This window comes from Pseudomonas sp. MS01C9, from assembly GCF_058202755.1.
On record NZ_CM177073.1, the window covers coordinates 5,163,708 to 5,181,248 of the forward strand.

Annotated in this window: 14 protein-coding genes; 5 read left to right on the plus strand and 9 right to left on the minus strand. The window is 61.4% G+C overall.

Going from position 1 to position 17,541, the window contains the following annotated elements; genetic code table 11:
• Positions 1-7 precede the first annotated feature (7 nt).
• The 9 genes from xylB to AC1M7R_RS23485 form a co-directional block, all read right to left on the minus strand.
• Positions 8-1,495 (minus strand): xylulokinase, encoded by a 1,488-nt coding sequence (gene xylB, locus AC1M7R_RS23445; RefSeq protein WP_072431106.1) that lies wholly within the window; start codon positions 1,493-1,495, stop codon positions 8-10.
• Positions 1,496-1,618: 123 nt separating this feature from the next.
• A complete protein-coding gene (locus AC1M7R_RS23450) occupies positions 1,619-3,100 on the minus strand; it encodes a mannitol dehydrogenase family protein (RefSeq protein ID WP_072391142.1) in 1,482 nt (493 codons plus the stop codon).
• Between the two features lie 15 nt (positions 3,101-3,115).
• Positions 3,116-4,219 (minus strand): ABC transporter ATP-binding protein, encoded by a 1,104-nt coding sequence (locus AC1M7R_RS23455; RefSeq protein WP_072391145.1) that lies wholly within the window; start codon positions 4,217-4,219, stop codon positions 3,116-3,118.
• A gap of 37 nt (positions 4,220-4,256) precedes the next feature.
• Positions 4,257-5,087 (minus strand): carbohydrate ABC transporter permease, encoded by an 831-nt coding sequence (locus AC1M7R_RS23460; RefSeq protein ID WP_072391149.1) that lies wholly within the window; start codon positions 5,085-5,087, stop codon positions 4,257-4,259.
• Between the two features lie 10 nt (positions 5,088-5,097).
• On the minus strand, positions 5,098-6,030 hold the full coding sequence (locus AC1M7R_RS23465; protein ID WP_072391153.1) for a carbohydrate ABC transporter permease: 933 nt from the start codon (positions 6,028-6,030) through the stop codon (positions 5,098-5,100).
• A 157-nt stretch (positions 6,031-6,187) separates the two neighbouring features.
• Positions 6,188-7,498, minus strand: coding sequence for an ABC transporter substrate-binding protein (locus tag AC1M7R_RS23470; protein WP_072431105.1), 1,311 nt, complete (start codon positions 7,496-7,498; stop codon positions 6,188-6,190).
• Between the two features lie 425 nt (positions 7,499-7,923).
• On the minus strand, positions 7,924-8,829 hold the full coding sequence (locus tag AC1M7R_RS23475; RefSeq protein WP_072391160.1) for an AraC family transcriptional regulator: 906 nt from the start codon (positions 8,827-8,829) through the stop codon (positions 7,924-7,926).
• Positions 8,830-9,011: 182 nt separating this feature from the next.
• On the minus strand, positions 9,012-10,304 hold the full coding sequence (locus tag AC1M7R_RS23480) for a glycosyltransferase (RefSeq protein WP_092181938.1): 1,293 nt from the start codon (positions 10,302-10,304) through the stop codon (positions 9,012-9,014).
• A gap of 75 nt (positions 10,305-10,379) precedes the next feature.
• On the minus strand, positions 10,380-10,751 hold the full coding sequence (locus AC1M7R_RS23485; protein WP_072391167.1) for a response regulator: 372 nt from the start codon (positions 10,749-10,751) through the stop codon (positions 10,380-10,382).
• Positions 10,752-11,003: 252 nt separating this feature from the next.
• Between AC1M7R_RS23485 and AC1M7R_RS23490 the strand changes: the two genes are divergently transcribed.
• From AC1M7R_RS23490 to AC1M7R_RS23510, 5 genes are read left to right on the plus strand one after another with little or no spacing between them, the layout of a single operon-like run.
• Entirely contained in the window at positions 11,004-14,492 is a 3,489-nt protein-coding gene (locus tag AC1M7R_RS23490; RefSeq protein ID WP_072391171.1) for a response regulator, read from the plus strand.
• Entirely contained in the window at positions 14,492-15,307 is an 816-nt protein-coding gene (locus AC1M7R_RS23495; RefSeq protein ID WP_072391175.1) for a CheR family methyltransferase, read from the plus strand. The genes AC1M7R_RS23490 and AC1M7R_RS23495 overlap by 1 nt, the downstream gene beginning before the upstream one ends.
• The gene (locus AC1M7R_RS23500; RefSeq protein ID WP_072391178.1) at positions 15,304-15,891 is read left to right on the plus strand and encodes a chemotaxis protein CheB; all 588 of its coding nucleotides are present in this window, start codon (positions 15,304-15,306) and stop codon (positions 15,889-15,891) included. Before AC1M7R_RS23495 ends, AC1M7R_RS23500 begins: the two co-directional genes overlap by 4 nt.
• 5 nt (positions 15,892-15,896) lie before the next feature.
• Positions 15,897-17,162: a hybrid sensor histidine kinase/response regulator gene (locus tag AC1M7R_RS23505; protein WP_072431151.1), complete on the plus strand. Its 1,266-nt coding sequence runs from the start codon at positions 15,897-15,899 to the stop codon at positions 17,160-17,162.
• Complete coding sequence (locus AC1M7R_RS23510) at positions 17,155-17,532, plus strand: response regulator (RefSeq protein ID WP_490609957.1); 378 nt, start codon at positions 17,155-17,157, stop codon at positions 17,530-17,532. The genes AC1M7R_RS23505 and AC1M7R_RS23510 overlap by 8 nt, the downstream gene beginning before the upstream one ends.
• Positions 17,533-17,541 lie beyond the last annotated feature (9 nt).

Genomic DNA, 17,541 nt, shown 5'->3' on the forward strand with positions numbered 1-17,541 from the left:
CCTGCTCTCAAAGGGTTGCGACGTGTTGTCGGTAACGTTCATAGGCCTGTTGCGATGCCGCGACGTGCTCGGCGATCGGCCGGGTTTCACTGGCCGGATCGAGCTTGACGCAACGCTCGCACAGCTCGTCCAGGCCTTGCGGCGATCCTGAATGGCACCAGGCGGCCTGGATCGCCGCGCCCAGGGCGGCCGCTTCGCTCTGCTCGGTGCAGATGACGGTGGTGTCCATGATGTCGGCGACGATCTGCCGCCAGACCGCGCTTTTCGAGCCGCCGCCGATCAGGCGAATGCTGCGGGCCTCGAGGCCGTTGGCCCGCAGCAGGTCCAGGCCGTAGCGCAAGCCGAACGTCGTGCCTTCGACCACCGCGCGGCACAGGTTGGCCCGGCTCAGGTTGGTAGTCGTCAGGCCCAGCAGGCTGGCGCTGGCATGGGGCAGGGGAGGCACGCGTTCGCCGTTGAGAAACGGCAGCATGCAGACACCCTCGGCCCCGATGGGTGCCTGGGCCACCAGGGTGTTGAAAGCCTCGATGTCCAGCCCCAGCAGCTCGCGGATCGCACCGGTGGCGTTGGTCAGGTTCATGGTGCAGATCAATGGCAGCCAGCCACCGCTGGATGAACAGAACGTCGCCACCGATGCCTGCGGGCTGACCGCCGGTTCCCGGGCGTAGGCGTAGACGGTGCCGGAAGAGCCGAGGCTCATGGTGATCACACCTGGCTGGATGTTGCCGGTGCCGATGGCGCCCATCATATTGTCTCCGCCACCGCTTGCCACCACGGCCTCGGGGTTGATGCCCAGGCGCGCAGCAATGGCCGGCAGGATGCGGCCGACGGGCTGGTGGGCCTCGATCAGTTCCGGCAGGGCCGCCTGCAACCGGCCGCTGGGGTCGATGTGCTGCAGCAGTCGCACATCCCATTGGCGGGTGCGCACGTTGAAATAACCGGTGCCCGAGGCGTCGCCGTATTCGCTGCAATGGCGGCCGGTGAGCCAATGGTTGAGGAAGTCATGGGGCAGCAGGATGCGGGCGATGCGGGCGAAGACATCCGGGTGTCGTTCGCGGGTCCAGAGCAGCTTGGACACCGTGTAGCCGGGCGCGATGACCACGCCGAGGCGTTCCAGGCTGCCGTCCTCGCCGCCCAGGTGCGCCAGGAGCCGATCGTTTTCCGGCGTCGTCTCGGTGTCGCACCATAACTTCGCCGGGCGCAAGACCTGGCCCTGGTCGTCAAGCAGGACCAGGCCGTGTTGCTGGCCGGACACGCCGATGCCGAGGATGGCCTGGCCATCGACCCCGGCCGCAGCCAGCGCCTGATGAGTCGCCTGGGTAAAGGCATCGAGCCATTGCCCAGTGTCTTGTTCACGGCGACCGTTGGCCCCGCTGATCATGCTGTGGGCAGCGGCGCCCTGGCCAAGTACCTGGCCGCTGATCGCATCCAGGATCAGCGCCTTGGTGCCTTGGGTGCCACAGTCGATGCCCAGGAACAGTTGTTGGTTTGCCATGGAAATCCTTGATATCAATGAACCGTCAGCACAGAACTGTTCGGGCCGGGACAGGCTGGAACCTGGAACCTGTGGCAAGGTGATAAATCCCCTCGCCACAAAAAAGCGACCGCGTCCGCAGGTTCAGTCTGCGTCAGCCAATACCCGTTCAAGTGTTCGTGTTACCCCGTGCTCGCGCAAGCTGTTGCAGCACCATTCGAATGCTGCCACGAACTCCGGCGAGCGGGGGATCGCGGTGCCAAAGATTTCTTCCACCTCCAGCATCCGCTGTGTCACCAGCGCATCGTCGGCCACCAGGGCCTGGCAGAACGCCGCCCGAGGGTCCGGGATCGAATACGTCGCGCCGTTCTCGTCCACGCCCTTGAGGTACACGGCCCAGGCCGCAACCACCAGCGCCGCGCGGCGGGTTTCAGCGCCATCGGCGATCAGGCGGTTGATGGTGGGAACGGTGAACTTCGGAAACTTCGACGAGCCGTCCGAGCAGACCCGTTCCAACTGGTCGGCAATGGCCTGGTTGGAGAAACGCTCCACCAGGGTGTCCTTGTACTCGCCCAGGTCGATGCCGGGCACCGGTGCCAGTTGCGGTGTCACGTCCAGGTCCATGTAGGCGCGGATGTAACGCACGAACAGCGGATCGTTCATGGTTTCGTGGACAAAGCGATAGCCCTTGAGAAAGCCCAGGTACGTCAGGGCCAGGTGGCTGCCATTGAGCAGCTTGATCTTCATCTCCTCGTAAGGCGAAACATCGTCGGTGAATTGCACGCCAACCTTTTCCCAGGCCGGCCGACCATTGACGAACTTGTCCTCCAGGACCCATTGCACGAACGGTTCGCAGACCACCGGCCAGGCGTCGTCGATCCCGTGTTCGTCGTGCAGTTGCAGGCGGTGGGCCACGCTGGTCATGGGGGTGATGCGGTCCACCATGGCGTTGGGGAAGCTTACGTTGCGGTCGATCCATTGCCCGAGGTCGGCATCGCGCAGCGCGGCGAAGGCGAGCAGCGCCTTGCGCGTCACGGCGCCATTGTGGGGCAGGTTATCGCAGGACATCAGGGTGAATGCCGGGATGCCCGCGGCACGCCGCTTGGCGAGGGCTGCACAGAGAAAACCGAACACGGTTTTCGGATGGTCCGGGTGGCTCAGGTCGTGCTGGATCTGCGGCAGGTGGGCCATGAACTCGCCGTTGCTGTCGTCGATGCAGTAGCCACCCTCGGTGATGGTCAGCGAGACGATGCGGATCTGCGGGTCGGCGAGCTTGTCGATCAGCGCCTGGGCGCTGTCTTCGGCCAGCAGCATGTCGGCTATGGCGCCGATGACCCGCACTTCGGTGTCGTCGGTGTCACCCAGTTCATACAGCGTGTACAGGTAGTCCTGGCCGGCCAGGTCGTCCCGCGCGCGGCGGTCTTCGGGCCGCAGGCCTACGCCACAGATGGCCCAGTCCAGGCCTTCGCCGGTGTTCATCAGCGCATCGGTGTAGTACGCCTGGTGAGCCCGGTGGAAACCGCCGACGCCGATGTGGGCGATGCCTTGGCGGATATCGCTCAAGGGATAGGCGGGCAGGGCGACGTGCGCAGCGAGGTTGTGCAGGTTTTGACGGTTGAGTTTCATCACGGATCTCGGTAATCAGGCGGCGGCGCGCAGCGTGCGGGTCAGCGCCACGCCATCGGCATCGAACAGGTGGCAGTGGTCGGCGTCCAGATGAAGGCTCAACTGCTCGCCGAAACGGCTCGCCAGGTCGCCACGAACGCGCATGGTCAGGGCTTCGCCGGACGCCGTGGTGACGTGGCAGAAGGTGTCGCTGCCCAGCCGCTCGCTGACGTCGGCCGTCACCTGCAAGGTGCATTCGCCCGGTTGTGCCAGGTTCAGGTGTTCCGGGCGGATGCCCAGGGTCACCGCGCTGCCGACGTCCAGGCTGGCCCCGCTGACGGGCAACTGGATACGCGTGCCCGCATCCAGCAACACTTCGCAGCCCAGGCCGCTGAGCGCCGTGACCTTGCCCTTGAGGAAACCCATCTTCGGGGTGCCGAGAAAGCCGGCGACAAACAGGTTGGCCGGCTGGTGATAGAGCTCCAGCGGCGAGCCGACCTGCTCGATGCGACCGCCGTTGAGTACAACCACCTTGTCCGCCAGGGTCATGGCCTCGACCTGGTCATGGGTCACGTAGATCATGGTCGCCTGCAGCTCCTTGTGCAGGCGCGCCAGCTCCAGGCGCATCTGCACCCGAAGTGCGGCGTCGAGGTTGGACAGGGGTTCGTCGAACAGGAAGATCTTCGGGTTGCGCACGATGGCCCGGCCAATCGCCACGCGCTGGCGCTGGCCACCGGACAGTTGCTTGGGCTTGCGCTCGAGCATCGGTCCCAGTTCAAGGATGCGCGCCGCTTCGTTGACCTTCTTTTCCACCTCGGCCTTGGGCACGCCGGCCAGGTCGAGGGCGAAGGACATGTTCTTGCGCACGCTCATGTGGGGGTACAAGGCGTAGGTCTGGAACACCATGGCCAGGTCGCGCTTGGCCGGGCTGACTTCGGTAATGTCCCGGCCATCGAGTTCGATGGTGCCGTCGCTGACCTCTTCCAGGCCGGCGATCAGCCGCAGCAGTGTGGATTTGCCACAGCCCGACGGGCCGACGAAGACCACGAACTCGCGGTCGTTCACTTCAAGGTCGATACCCTTGATGATGGAGAAGCCTTCGAAGCCTTTTTGCAGATTCTTGATTTTCAGGTTGGCCATGATGATGAGCCTCCGCTTGATAAAGATGTAAGGCGCGTTACTTGACGGCGCCGAAGGACAAACCGCGCACCAGCTGTTTCTGGCTGATCCAGCCGAAAATCAGGATCGGCGCGCAGGCCAGGGTCGAGACGGCCGACAATTTGGCCCAGAACAGACCTTCAGGGCTGGAGTAGGAAGCGATCAGCGCCGTCAGCGGCGCAGCCTTGGACGAGGTGAGGTTCAGCGACCAGAACGCCTCGTTCCAGCACAGGATCAGCGACAGCAGCACAGTGGATGCCAGCCCGCCCTTGGCGATCGGCAGAAGCACGCGGACCATCTCCTGCCAAAGGGTGGCGCCGTCCAGGCGCGCGGCCTCGAGGATGTCGCGGGGAATGTCCTTGAAGTAGGTGTAAATCATCCAGACCACGATGGGCAGGTTGATCAGTGTGTAGATGATGATCAGTGCGACCCGGGTATCCAGCAGGCCGAACTGCTTGGCCAGCAGGTAGATCGGCATCAGCACGCCCACCGGCGGCAGCATCTTGGTGGAGAGCATCCACAGCAGGGTGCCTTTGGTGCGCTGGGTTTCGTAGAACGCCATGGAGTAGGCCGCCGGTACTGCGATCAGCAGGCAGAGGGCCGTGGCGCTGAAGGACACCACCACCGAGTTCCAGGCGAAACTGAAGTAGTTGCTGCGCTCGTTGATGTGCAGGTAGTTCTCCAGCGTCGGCGCGAAAATGAATTGCGGCGGCGTGGCGAACGCGTCGATTTCGGTCTTGAAGCTGGTCAGCACCATCCAGAAGATCGGGAAGAAGATCACGATCGCGATGGCCCAGGCCAGCGTACCCAGCAGCAGGCTTTGCAGCCGACGGGATTGTTGAAGAGTCATGGCGGCGGCCTCAGTGCTTGTCGGTGAGGTTTTTGCCGATCATCCGAACCAGGATGATGGCGGCGATGTTGGCGATGACCACGGCAATCAAGCCACCGGCCGACGCCATGCCGACGTCGAACTGCACCAGCGCCTGGTTGTAGATCAGGTAGGCCAGGTTGGTGGAGGCATAGCCGGGACCGCCGTTGGTGGTGGTGAAGATTTCGGCGAACACCGACAGCAGGAAAATGGTTTCGATCATCAGCACCACGGCGATCGGACGGGCCAGGTGCGGCAGGGTCAGGTGCCAGAAGATCGCGATCGGCCCGGCGCCGTCGAGGCGGGCAGCTTCTTTCTGCTCCTGATCGAGGGACTGCATGGCGGTCATCAGGATCAGGATCGCAAAGGGTAGCCATTGCCAGCTCACGATGATGATGATCGATAGCAACGGGTAATGGGCCAGCCAGTCCACCGGTTGGGCACCGAACAGCTTCCACACCGAGGCGAGGATCCCCGAGACCGGATGGAAAATCAGGTTCTTCCAGATCAGCGCCCCCACGGTGGGCATGATGAAGAACGGCGAGATCAGCAGCACCCGCACGATCCCGCGCCCGAAGAATTCGCTGGCCTCCAGCAATGCGCTGATCAATACCCCGAACACGACGCTGATCAGCAGCACGCTGCCGACCAGCAGCAATGTATTGGTGGCGCCGGGCATGAACCCCGAGTCGGTCAGGAAGTACGTGAAGTTCTCCAGCCCCACGAATTCGTTTTCGCCGGGGTAGAGCAGGTTATAGCGGATCATCGAGAAGTAGACAGTCATGCCCAGTGGCACGATCATCCACAGCAGCAACAGGGCCACCGAAGGGCTGACCAGGAACCAGCCGGGGTTGGCCACACGGACCTTGCGTACCGGTGGGGCTATCTCGAGTGGGGCTTTGACAGTTGTCGTTGAGCTATTCATGGCATTGAACCGATTTTTGCGGGCCTGTGTAGATCCACTGTGGGAGCGAGCTTGCTCGCGATAGCGTCGTATCAGTCACTCGTGATATTGGCCGGGTGGCCCTTATCGCGAGCAAGCTCGCTCCCACAGGAATCGGGAGCGGGCCTCAATGAGCTGACTACTTGGGATACCCAGCGCGTTTCATCTCGCGTTCGGTGGTGGACTGCGCGGCCGTCAAGGCCTGGTCCACGGTCTGTTGACCGGTCAGCGCGCCGGAAAAGAACTTGCCTACCTGGGTGCCAATGGCCTGGAATTCGGGGATGGTCACCAACTGAATGCCGACATAAGGCACGGGCTTGAGGGTAGGGGCTTTCGGGTCGGCGACTTTCAGCGACTCCAGCGTCACCTTGGCAAACGGTGCGGCCTTCATGTACTCATCGCTGTACGTCGAGGTGCGGGTGCCTGGCGGTACGTTGGCGATGCCGTCGGTCTTGGCGACCAATTGGCCGTATTCCTTGGACGTCGCCCAGGTGGTAAAGACCTTGGCCGCGTCCTTGGCTTTGGAGCTGGTGGGGATGGCCAGGGACCAGGAGTACATCCATGAGGTGCCCTTGTCGGTTTTTTCCTGGGGGGCGAAAGTGAACCCGACGTGATCGGCCACCTTGCTCTGGGTCTTGTCGGTCACGAACGAACCGGCCACGCTGGCATCGACCCACATCGCGCACTTGCCGCTGTTGAACAGCGCCAGGTTCTCGTTGAAACCGTTGCTGGAAGCACCCGGCGGGCCGGATTTCTTCATGTTGTCGACGTAGAAGTTCAGCGCATCCTTCCACTCGGGGCCATTGAATTGTGGCTGCCATTTCTCATCGAACCAGCGCGCGCCAAAGCCGTTTGCCAGGGTCGTGATCAGGGCCATGTTCTCGCCCCAACCGGCCTTGCCCCGCAGGCACAGGCCATACTGTTCCTTGGATTTGTCGGTGAGTTTTTCCGCGAACTCGCCGATCTGGGTCCAGGTCGGGCGTTCGGGCATGGTCAGCCCGGCGTTCTTGAACAGGTCGGTGCGGTAATAGGTGATCGAGCTTTCGGCGTAGAACGGCAAGGCGTACAGCGTACCCTTGACCGACAGGCCATCGCGCACGGAAGGGAAGACGTCGTCCAGGTCGTAGGAAGCCGGCAGGTCCTTCATGGGTTCCAGCCAACCCTTGGCGCCCCACAGTGCGGCTTCGTACATGCCAATGGTCAAGACGTCGAACTGCCCGCCCTGGGTGGCGATGTCGGTGGTCAGGCGCTGGCGCAGGACATTTTCTTCAAGCACCACCCAATTCAACTTGATGTCCGGATGCTCTGTCTCGAAGGTCTTCGAGAGTTTCTGCATGCGGATCATGTCGCTGTTGTTGACGGTGGCAATGGTGAGGGTCTGTGCGCCGAAACTGACGCTGCTGAAGGTCAAGCAAGTGGAGACAAGCAGGGTTTTTGCCAAAGGTTTCATCGCGCACTCCTTTTCTGCGCCCGGCAGGCTGCAGAAGGACAGTTATTGTTTTTAGTCTTCCGATGAAAGGAAGGATGTGCGCTGATTACAGCCTTCAATGGGCGGCGTGACAAATCATCCGTCGCACTTATGCTGATACTTTTTTGCAGTGCATGCGGTTTCAGCGAAGTTTGTCTGTCGGGAAGGATTCGTCCATGTGCGGAAGATTGAATCTGTATGTAGGAGATTAAATCTGTGTAGGAGATAAATCTGTGGCGTGGCGAGGGGATTTATCCCCGCTGGGCTGCGAAGCGGCCCCCGGTTCTTTCTGACCCACCTCAGTGTTGGATTGATATGGGGAGCGTTGTCGCGCCCCCGGCGGGGATAAATCCCCTCGCCACAGGTCACTCCGGCCCCTGATCCTGCCTCACCGGGGCAGGAAAGTGTCAGCCCTGGTTCTGCTCGGTCAGCCGCTGTACCGCCAACCGTCGGTAGTGGGAAGGGGTCATGCCCTTGAGCTGCTGGAACCTGCGGTTGAAGTTGGAAATGTTGTTGAAGCCCGATTCGAAGCACACCTCCGTCACCGGCTTGTCGCCATCGGCCAGCAACTCGCAGGATTTGCTGATGCGCAGCCGATTGACAAACTCGATGAAACAACGACCGGTGGCCTGCTTGAACACCCGGCTGAAATAGGTGGGTTTCATGCCCAGGTGTTCGGCGACTTCTTCCAGCGTCAACTCCCGGGCGTAGTGGGCGAAGATGTAATCCACGGCGCGGTTGGTGCGGTCGACGCTGTGCTCGTCGGCCATCTGCGAAGAGGTGGCGCCGGAGAGCAACTGATAGTCATCCGAGGTGGCCAGCAACTCCATCAGGATGAAGAAATAGCCCAGGCGGCTCATGCCCTGGGAATCGGCGATCCGCTGCATCAGGATCGTCGCCTGGCGGATGGTGCGCTTGCAGCGGAACTCAATACCGTACCGGGCCCGTTCCAGCAGCGGGGCGATGGTCTTGAGCTCGGCGAATACCTGGTGGCCGCTGTCGAACAGCTCATCGGTGAAATTCACCAGCATGTCACGCTTGGGCACCACTTCATTCTCGGCCACCTGGCTGATCCAGTTGTGGGGCACGTTGGGGCCGGTGAGAAACAAGGTCTGCGGGTAGAAGTTGCCGATGTAGTCGCCAATGAACACCTTGCCGGAGCTGGCAACGATCAGGTGCAGCTCATATTCCTTATGGAAATGCCAACGCACCAAGGGGCACGGAAAACCATGCTGGCGATAGATGATGGACAGTCCGTTATGGTCATCCATCAACTCATAGGAAGGGTCGGTGACTCTCGCTGTTCGGGTCATAGGCCTGCGCTTTTGTTTTTATCGCTGCTGGATAATGCCCCTATCGCCGTAGCGGTGCCAGCCCGCCGAGGGTACCGGTGGTCGCTGGGTCATGTACGTGGCGAAAGAGGGTTGCACAGTTGCCTATGATCGAAACGCGGTCGAAAAGGTTCATGCAGGACACTCTCGATCTGCAGCGGCCTTCACTGGTTGCGATTCTTCTCCTCGATCCACTGGGACATGTATTGGGTGCTTTTATGCTGGTGGTGCCGCAGCATGCTGCCGGTGAAGTTGTCCCGACGCCGTTGTGCAAGGTTGGAGCGGCAGGCCTGGATGCGCTCGATCAACGCCGGGGCGTGGACCTGCCGGCAATAACGGCTCGCCAGTAGCGCGAAGCCATCGTCCCGGGCCTGAGCCCAGCGCGCCGGATCGCTATACAGCTGCACGGCAGCCCCGGCGAGCGCTTCTGCGCTGCTGGCCACCACCCCGGGCCACGGCAGGCCGCCGTGCATGGCTTCGGCGCCGACGGGGGTGGTGACATTCGGCGTGCCGCACAGCATGGCATCGATCAGCTTACCCTTGATGCCGGCGCCAAAACGCAGCGGCGCCAGGCAGATGCGTGCCGCCGACATCACCTGCAGGGCATCTTCGGCCCAGTTCATGATATGAAAGCCCTGGGCCGGATTGTGCAGCGCGGCTGCCTTTGGCGGGGTGTAGGCGCCATACAGGTGCAGTTGCGCGCCGGGCAATTGCTGGCGGATCAGCGGCCAGACGGCATTTTTCATCCAGAGCACGGCGTCCCAGTTCGGTGCATGGCGGAAGTTGCCGATGCTGAGGAAATGCGCCCGGTCTTCGTAGGGCACGGCCGGCGCGGCTGGCAGGTCCAGCATCAGCGGGCACCAGAGCAGCAGGTCGCGGGGCAGTCCGAAATGTTCAACCAGCAGCTCGATTTCGAACTCGGACACCATCAGGTTCAGGTCGCAGCGGTACAGCGCGGCGATTTCCCGCTTCGCCATGTCCGTGTCGGCCATCAGTTGGAATTCTTCATGCAGGGCCGGTGCGAACAGGTCGCTGAAATCCTGGGAAGCACTGTCCGTCTTCAAACGCTCCTTCAGGCGGTGATGCCGGGCGTGGCGCAGGCTCTGCAGATCGGACGTCTCGAGTACCCGCAGGGCATCGGGGCAATGTTTCTCGACCCGCCAGCCGAACTGCTCTTCCATCATGAACTGGTCGAACAGCACGATATCCGGTGCCAGTTCGCTGATGAATGCATCGAAGCTGCTGTGGTTGAGTTCGATCGCCACCTCACGGATGCCCAATGCCAACAGGTCGGCGCGGTTCTCGCCAGGCCTGGCGGGGCTGCTGAAGGTAATCTCCCAACCTTGCCCGAGAAACGCTTCGAGGATCTGCATGACGTGTCCGCCGGCGGCCGATGAGCGCGGCTCGGGCCAGACGTAGCCGATGACCAGGACCTTCAAGGAGGGAGGGAGAGGCATGAGCAGGGCATTTCCTTTGGCAATCAGGCACAACGGCGCAGGGGGCGCCGATAGTGACCAGAAATCCCTTGCGGCTCAAGGCAGGATGCTTTTGACCTTGTCGCGTAGCTGGTCGATGGAAAATGGCTTGCCGATCACCGCCATGTTGTCAGGCACGTCGATGCTTTCGGCATAGCCGCTGGCGAACAGGATCGGCAGGCCGGGGCGTACCGCGCGGGCCTGTTTGGCCAGCTCGCGGCCATCCATCACGGGCAGGCCGACGTCCGTCATCATCAGGTCGATGGCCTGGTCGGGGTTGCGAAGCTGCTCCAGCGCCTGTTCACAGCCGTCCGCCTCGAGCACCTGGTATTCGAGTTCTTCCAGCACATCGACGATCAACATGCGGACAATGTCGTCATCTTCGACGACAAGAACGGTGATGGCGGTGCCAGGAGCGGGGGTGGACATGGTCATTATTCTCGGAAAATAAATCGGAAGCGGCAAAAAGGCCTTATGCATGAGTAAATGGCGAGGTGTGACAAGTTCCCTGGGGTGTACAAGAAAGGATCTATAGTACAAGAGCCGACAAGGATAGTCGCTTCCTTGCCATTGGGCGGCTCGCCCTGGGAACTGCGTCCTTGCCTCGTCAGAAATGTGGATCCAAGCCATCACTTTCGGGCACACTCCACGGTTTTCAACTGTTTGCCAAGGCCTTTTTCCATGACTCCTTCGTCTTCGGTCGACGAGCAAAGTTTTCGCAAGCTCCTGAGCCGCAATATCAGCCTGCCGCTGGGCATCGGTGCCCTCAGTGCGGTGTTCTTCATCGTGCTGGTGACCTACCTGCTGTCGGTGATCCAGTGGGTCGGTCATACCGACCGGGTGATCAATAATGCCAACGAAGCGCTGAAGCTCAGCGTGGACCTGGAAACGGGCATGCGCGGTTACCTGCTGAGCGGTGACGAGCATTTTCTCGACCCTTATGAAGTCGCCAAGCCGCGCATCGCCGTGGCGCTGGAAACGTTGTTGGAATTGACAGCCGACAACCCTACCCAGACCGATCGCCTGCACAAGGTGCAAGCGTTGCAGACGGAGTGGGCCAACTACGCCCAGAGCATGATCGACCTGCAGCGCAGCAGTGGCGATTATCGCGGTGCGGTGAAGGCCGGGCGTGGCAAGCGCCTGACGGATGAAATCCGCAAGTCCTTCGAAGACATCATCGATACCGAGCAGCGATTGCGCACGGAGCGCAACGACAGGGTCCGTTCCACCACGCTCTGGAGCATCACCCTGTACTTGATGTTCGTCGCCGCTGTCAGCGGTCTGCTGGCCTATGTCGGGCGCCGCGACCTGTTGAATCTGTCCAGTCAGTACGCCGCCAGCCTCAAGATTCAGCAGCAGAGCGCGTTGCACCTGGAGAAGCAGGCCTGGTTGCGCACCGGCCAGACCCAACTGGCCGAGCAGGTGCTGGGGCAACTGACCCTGAACCTGTTGGGTCGCAACATCCTGCAGTTCTGTGCCCGTTACCTGGATTGCGCCGTCGCGGCGTTGTATGCCCGTGAAGAGAATGGCGTGCTCAAGCGGGTCGCCAGCTATGGATTGTCCCGTGAGGACGCGGAAAAGGAGCAGTTGATCGCTCCTGGAGAAGGCATCGTCGGCCAGGCCGCCCAACAGGGGCGCCTTATCCGCCTGGATAACGTGCCCAAGGATTACCTGAAAGTCAGCTCGGGGCTCGGCAAAGGCTTGCCCAACAGCGTGCTGGTGGTGCCGACCAGCGACGATGACCGGATCAACGGCGCCATCGAGCTGGGATTCCTGCGTCCGTTGACCGAACGCGACGTTGAACTGCTGGAGCGGATCTCCGGCAGCATCGGTACCTCCATAGAAGCCGCCCGCTATCGCCAGCGGTTGCAGGAAGTGCTGGCTGAAACCCAGCAGTTGAATGAAGAGTTGCAGGTCCAGCAGGAAGAGCTCAAGACGGCCAACGAGGAGCTGGAGGAACAGTCGCGCATCCTCAAGGAGTCCCAGGCGCACCTGGAAGCCCAGCAGCAGGAACTGGAACAGACCAACGAGCAACTGGCCGAGCAACGCGACGCCATGGACCAGAAGAACAGCGAGCTGAACCTGGCCCAGCTGCAGTTGCAGGAACGCGCCGAAGAGTTGCAGCGCTCCAGCAAATACAAGTCCGAGTTCCTCGCCAACATGTCCCATGAGCTGCGCACGCCGCTCAACAGCTCGCTGATTCTCTCCAAATTGCTGGCAGAGAATCCGCAGCAGAACCTCAGTGAAGAGCAGGTCAAGTTTGCCGAGTCCATCTACTCCGCCGGCAACGACCTGCTGAACCTGATCAATGACATCCTCGACATTTCCAAGGTGGAAGCCGGCAAGCTGGAAGTCCGCCCGGAGAACACCAGCGTGCCGCGCCTGGTGGACAGCCTGCGGGACCTGTTCACGCCGCTGGCGGCCGACAAGGGCCTGGACTTCGAGGTGCAACTGCTGCCGGACGCGCCGTCGATGCTGTACACCGACCGCCAGCGCCTGGAGCAGATCATCAAGAACCTGCTGTCCAACGCGGTGAAATTCACCGAGCAGGGTTCGGTCTGCCTGACCGTCAGCGGCCAGCCGGACTCGGGCATCGCATTCATGGTGCGTGACTCCGGGATCGGCATCAGCGCGGACCAGCAGCAGAGTATCTTCGAAGCGTTCCGCCAGGCCGATGGCACCACCAACCGCCGGTATGGCGGCACCGGCCTGGGGCTGTCGATTTCCCGGGACCTGGCGACCCTGCTGGGCGGCTCGATCTCGGTGTCCAGCGAGCCGGGACAGGGCAGCGTGTTCACCCTGGTCCTGCCCGAGCGCTATGTCGAGCCTGGGAACGCCCCAGTGGAGCCACCGACGTTCATCCCCTCGTCCAGCCTGCCTGCCCCCGTGACCGCCGCGCCTGCTTCTGTGACGGCTCCCCCGGTGGCCGAAGTGGAAAGCCCCATCGCCCGGTTCGCCGACGACCGGGACAAGGCCCCGTTCGCCACCCGCTGCATCCTGGTGATCGAAGACGAGGCCCGGTTCGCCCGGATCCTTTTCGACCTGGCTCACGAACTGGGCTACCAGTGCCTGGTGGCCCACGCTGCCGACGAAGGCTTCGACCTGGCCTTGCAGCTCAAGCCCGATGCGATCCTGCTGGATATGCGCCTGCCCGATCACTCCGGCCTGACCGTGCTGCAGCGGCTCAAGGAACAACCCGAGACCCGGCATATCCCGGTGCATGTGATTTCCGTCGAAGATCGCGTCGAGGCCGCGATGCACATGGGGGCTATCGGCTATGCCGTCAAGCCGACCACCCGCGAAGAGCTCAAGGACGTGTTCGCGCGCCTGGAAGCCAAGCTGACCCAGAAGGTCAAGCGAGTGCTGCTGGTGGAGGACGATGACCTGCAGCGCGACAGCATCACCCGCCTGATCGGCGACGACGACATCGAGATCACGGCCGTAGGCCTGGCCCAGCAAGCCCTGGACCTGCTGCGGGACAACGTCTACGACTGCATGATCATCGACCTCAAGCTGCCGGACATGCTGGGCAACGATCTGCTCAAGCGCATGTCCACCGAGGAAATCTGTTCCTTCCCACCGGTGATCGTCTACACCGGACGCAACCTGACCCGCGATGAAGAAGCCGAGCTGCGCAAATATTCGCGCTCGATCATCATCAAGGGTGCCCGCTCGCCAGAGCGGTTGCTGGACGAGGTGACACTCTTTCTGCACAAAGTCGAATCCCGGTTGTCCCATGAACGACAGCGCATGCTCAAGGCTGCCCGCAGCCGCGACAAGGTATTCGAGGGGCGCAAGGTGCTGCTGGTGGACGACGATGTGCGCAATATCTTCGCGTTGACCAGTGCCCTGGAGGCAAAAGGGGCGATCGTGGTCATCGGTCGCAACGGCTTCGAGGCGATCGAGCGGTTGAATGAGAACGAGGACATCGACCTGGTGCTGATGGACGTGATGATGCCGGAAATGGACGGTTTCGAAGCCACCGCGCTGATCCGCAAGGACCCGCGTTGGCGCAAGCTGCCCATCATCGCCGTGACGGCCAAGGCCATGAAGGATGATCAGGAGCGTTGCCTGGCGGCGGGTTCCAACGACTACCTGGCCAAGCCGATCGACCTGGACCGTCTGTTTTCACTGATTCGCGTGTGGTTGCCGAATATGGAAAGAATTTAGTGGAACGTGACACTGACATTGAGCTTCGGTTGTTAATCGAAGCGATCTACCTCAAGTACAGCTATGATTTCCGGGATTACTCCGGTGCTTCCATCAAGCGCCGGGTACTGCATGCCCTGAGCCAGTTCGAATGCCGGACCATTTCGGCGCTCCAGGAACGGGTGCTGCACGACCCGGGCATTTTCATGCAGCTTTTGCAGTTGCTGACGATTCCGGTCAGCGAGATGTTCCGCGACCCGTCGCACTTCCTGGCTATCCGCGAGGAAGTCGTGCCGCTGCTCAAGACCTATCCTTCCATCAAGATCTGGATTGCCGGTTGCAGCACGGGGGAAGAGGTCTACTCCATGGCGATCCTGCTGCGGGAGGAGGGCTTGCTGGACCGTACCTTGATCTATGCCACCGATATCAATCCCAGGTCGCTGGAAAAAGCCAAGCAGGGCATTTTTTCCCTGGAAAGCGTCAGGAGCTACACCCAGAATTACCAGCGTGCCGGCGGGCGTCGATCGTTTGCCGACTACTACACTGCTGCCTACGATTACGCCATGTTCGACAAGACACTGTGCGAGAACGTGACTTTCGCTGATCATAGCCTGGCGACGGACAGTGTTTTTTCAGAAACACAGTTAATTTCCTGTCGTAACGTATTGATATATTTCAACAAGAAGTTGCAAGATCGCGCCTTTGGGTTATTCCACGAGTCGCTCTGCCACCGAGGCTTTCTTGTGTTGGGCAGCAAGGAAACCCTGGATTTTTCAACGTTCGGCAAGCAATTCGAGCCGTTGGTCAAACAGGAACGGATCTATCGCAAGTTATGAACCAGACGAGGGATGGGTCCTGGCCTGCGGTCGAGGCCATTGTGGTCGGTGCTTCAGCCGGCGGGGTCGAGGCGCTGCTCAAGGTGTTCGGGCAATTGCGCCCGGGCTTTGGCATACCTGTGCTGGCGGTATTGCACCTGCCCGACGAGCGTGACAGCCAATTGGCCCAGGTCTTCGGCCATCGCCTGGCGATACCGGTGGAGGAGGCGCGGGACAAGCAGGACATCCAGCCTGGCACCCTGTACTTCGCCACGCCGGGTTATCACTTGTCGGTGGAGGCCGATCGCAGCCTGTCGTTGAGCCTGGAGGCACCGGTGCATCATTCCCGGCCGTCCATTGACGTGCTGTTCGAATCCGCCGCCGATGTATACGGCCCGAACCTGCTGGCGGTCGTGCTGACGGGGGCCAATGACGACGGTGCCCAGGGCCTGGCCCGGGTCAAGGCCCTGGGCGGCGTCACGGTTGTCCAGGACCCCGCACAAGCCCAGGTCCCGACCATGCCCGAGGCGGCGTTGGCGCTGCACGAGCCGGACCACATCCTTACTTTACAAGGCATCAGCGAATTGCTGGCCGGGTTGGAATGAACGAGATGCCAAGAGAGATTCAAGCCAAACTGCTGATCGTCGACGATCTGCCGGAAAATCTGTTGGCTCTGGAGGCGCTGATCAAGGGGGACAACCGCGAGGTCTTCAAGGCGCTGTCGGCTGACCAGGCGCTGTCCCTGCTGCTGCAACACGACTTCGCATTGGCGATTATCGATGTGCAGATGCCGGAGATGAACGGCTTCGAACTGGCCGAACTGATGCGCGGCACGGAGAAGACCCGCAGCATTCCCATCATTTTCGTCAGCGCCGCCGGTCGTGAGCGTAACTATGCGTTCACCGGCTATGAGAACGGCGCGGTGGATTTCCTGCACAAACCATTGGACACCCATGCCGTCAGAAGCAAGGTCAACGTGTTCGTGGAGCTTTATCGCCAGAAAAAGGCTGTTAAGGAGCAGGTCGTTGCCCTGCAAGAGAGTCGCCGGGAACAGGAAGTCCTGCTGCAGCAGTTGCAGGCCACCCGCGGCGAACTCGAACAGGCGGTGCGCATGCGTGACGATTTCATGTCCATCGTGGCCCATGAGGTGCGTACGCCCCTCAATGGCCTGATCCTGGAGACTCAACTGCGCAAGATGCACCTGGCCCGGGACAATGCCGCGGCATTCAGCCTGGACAAGGTGAGGGCGATGGTCGAGCGCGACGAGCGTCAGATCAAGAGCTTGATCCGCCTGATCGAAGACATGCTGGATGTGTCGCGGATTCGTACCGGAAAACTGTCCATCCGTCCGACTCGTTTCAACCTGGGCACGCTGGTGGAAAACCTGCTGCGCAACTTCCAGCCGCAGCTCATGGCGGCTGAATGCTCGTTGACCTACACCGCCGAACCCTCGGTGGAAGGCCATTGGGATGAGTTCAGGATCGAACAGGTGGTGTCGAACCTTTTGACCAACGCGTTGCGCTATGGCGGCAAAGGTCCCATCGACGTGCGTGTCTACAAGACGCCTGAGCATGCCTGCGTCGAAGTCCAGGACCGCGGCATCGGCATCAGCGAAGAGAACCAGAAGCGCATCTTCCAGCAGTTCGAGCGGGTGACGTCCAAGGCTGTCTCCGCCGGCCTGGGGCTGGGGCTGTTCATTTCCGAGCAGATCGTGACCGCCCACGGTGGCACCATCACGGTCGACAGCCGCCTCAACGAAGGGGCCTTGTTTCGCGTTTGTCTGCCCCTGCAGAAAACTGTCGGGCCGACGCAACCTCTGAGTGACCCTACGGTCGTATCAGCAGCTATTGATCGAACAAAGGCTTCTCATGAGTGAAGATGCGCAAGATGTTGTACTGATCGTCGAGGACGACCCGTCGATCATGACGGTGTTGTCCGCCTACCTGTCGGGCGAAGGGTATCGGGTGCTGGAGGCCGAGAACGGTGAAAAGGCCTTCGAGATCCTGGCAAGCAAGCCCCATCTGGACATGATGATCACTGATTTTCGTCTGCCAGGCGTCATTTCCGGGGTACAGATCGCCGAGCCTGCCGTCAGGTTGCGCCCTGACCTGAAGGTGATCTTCATCAGCGGGTATGCCGCAGAGATCCAGGAAACCGACAGTCCCATCACCCGCACGGCCCCCATCCTGGGCAAACCCTTCAAGCTGGATGAGCTGCAGGCCATCATGCGCACCATGCTGTCCTGATCTTCATGC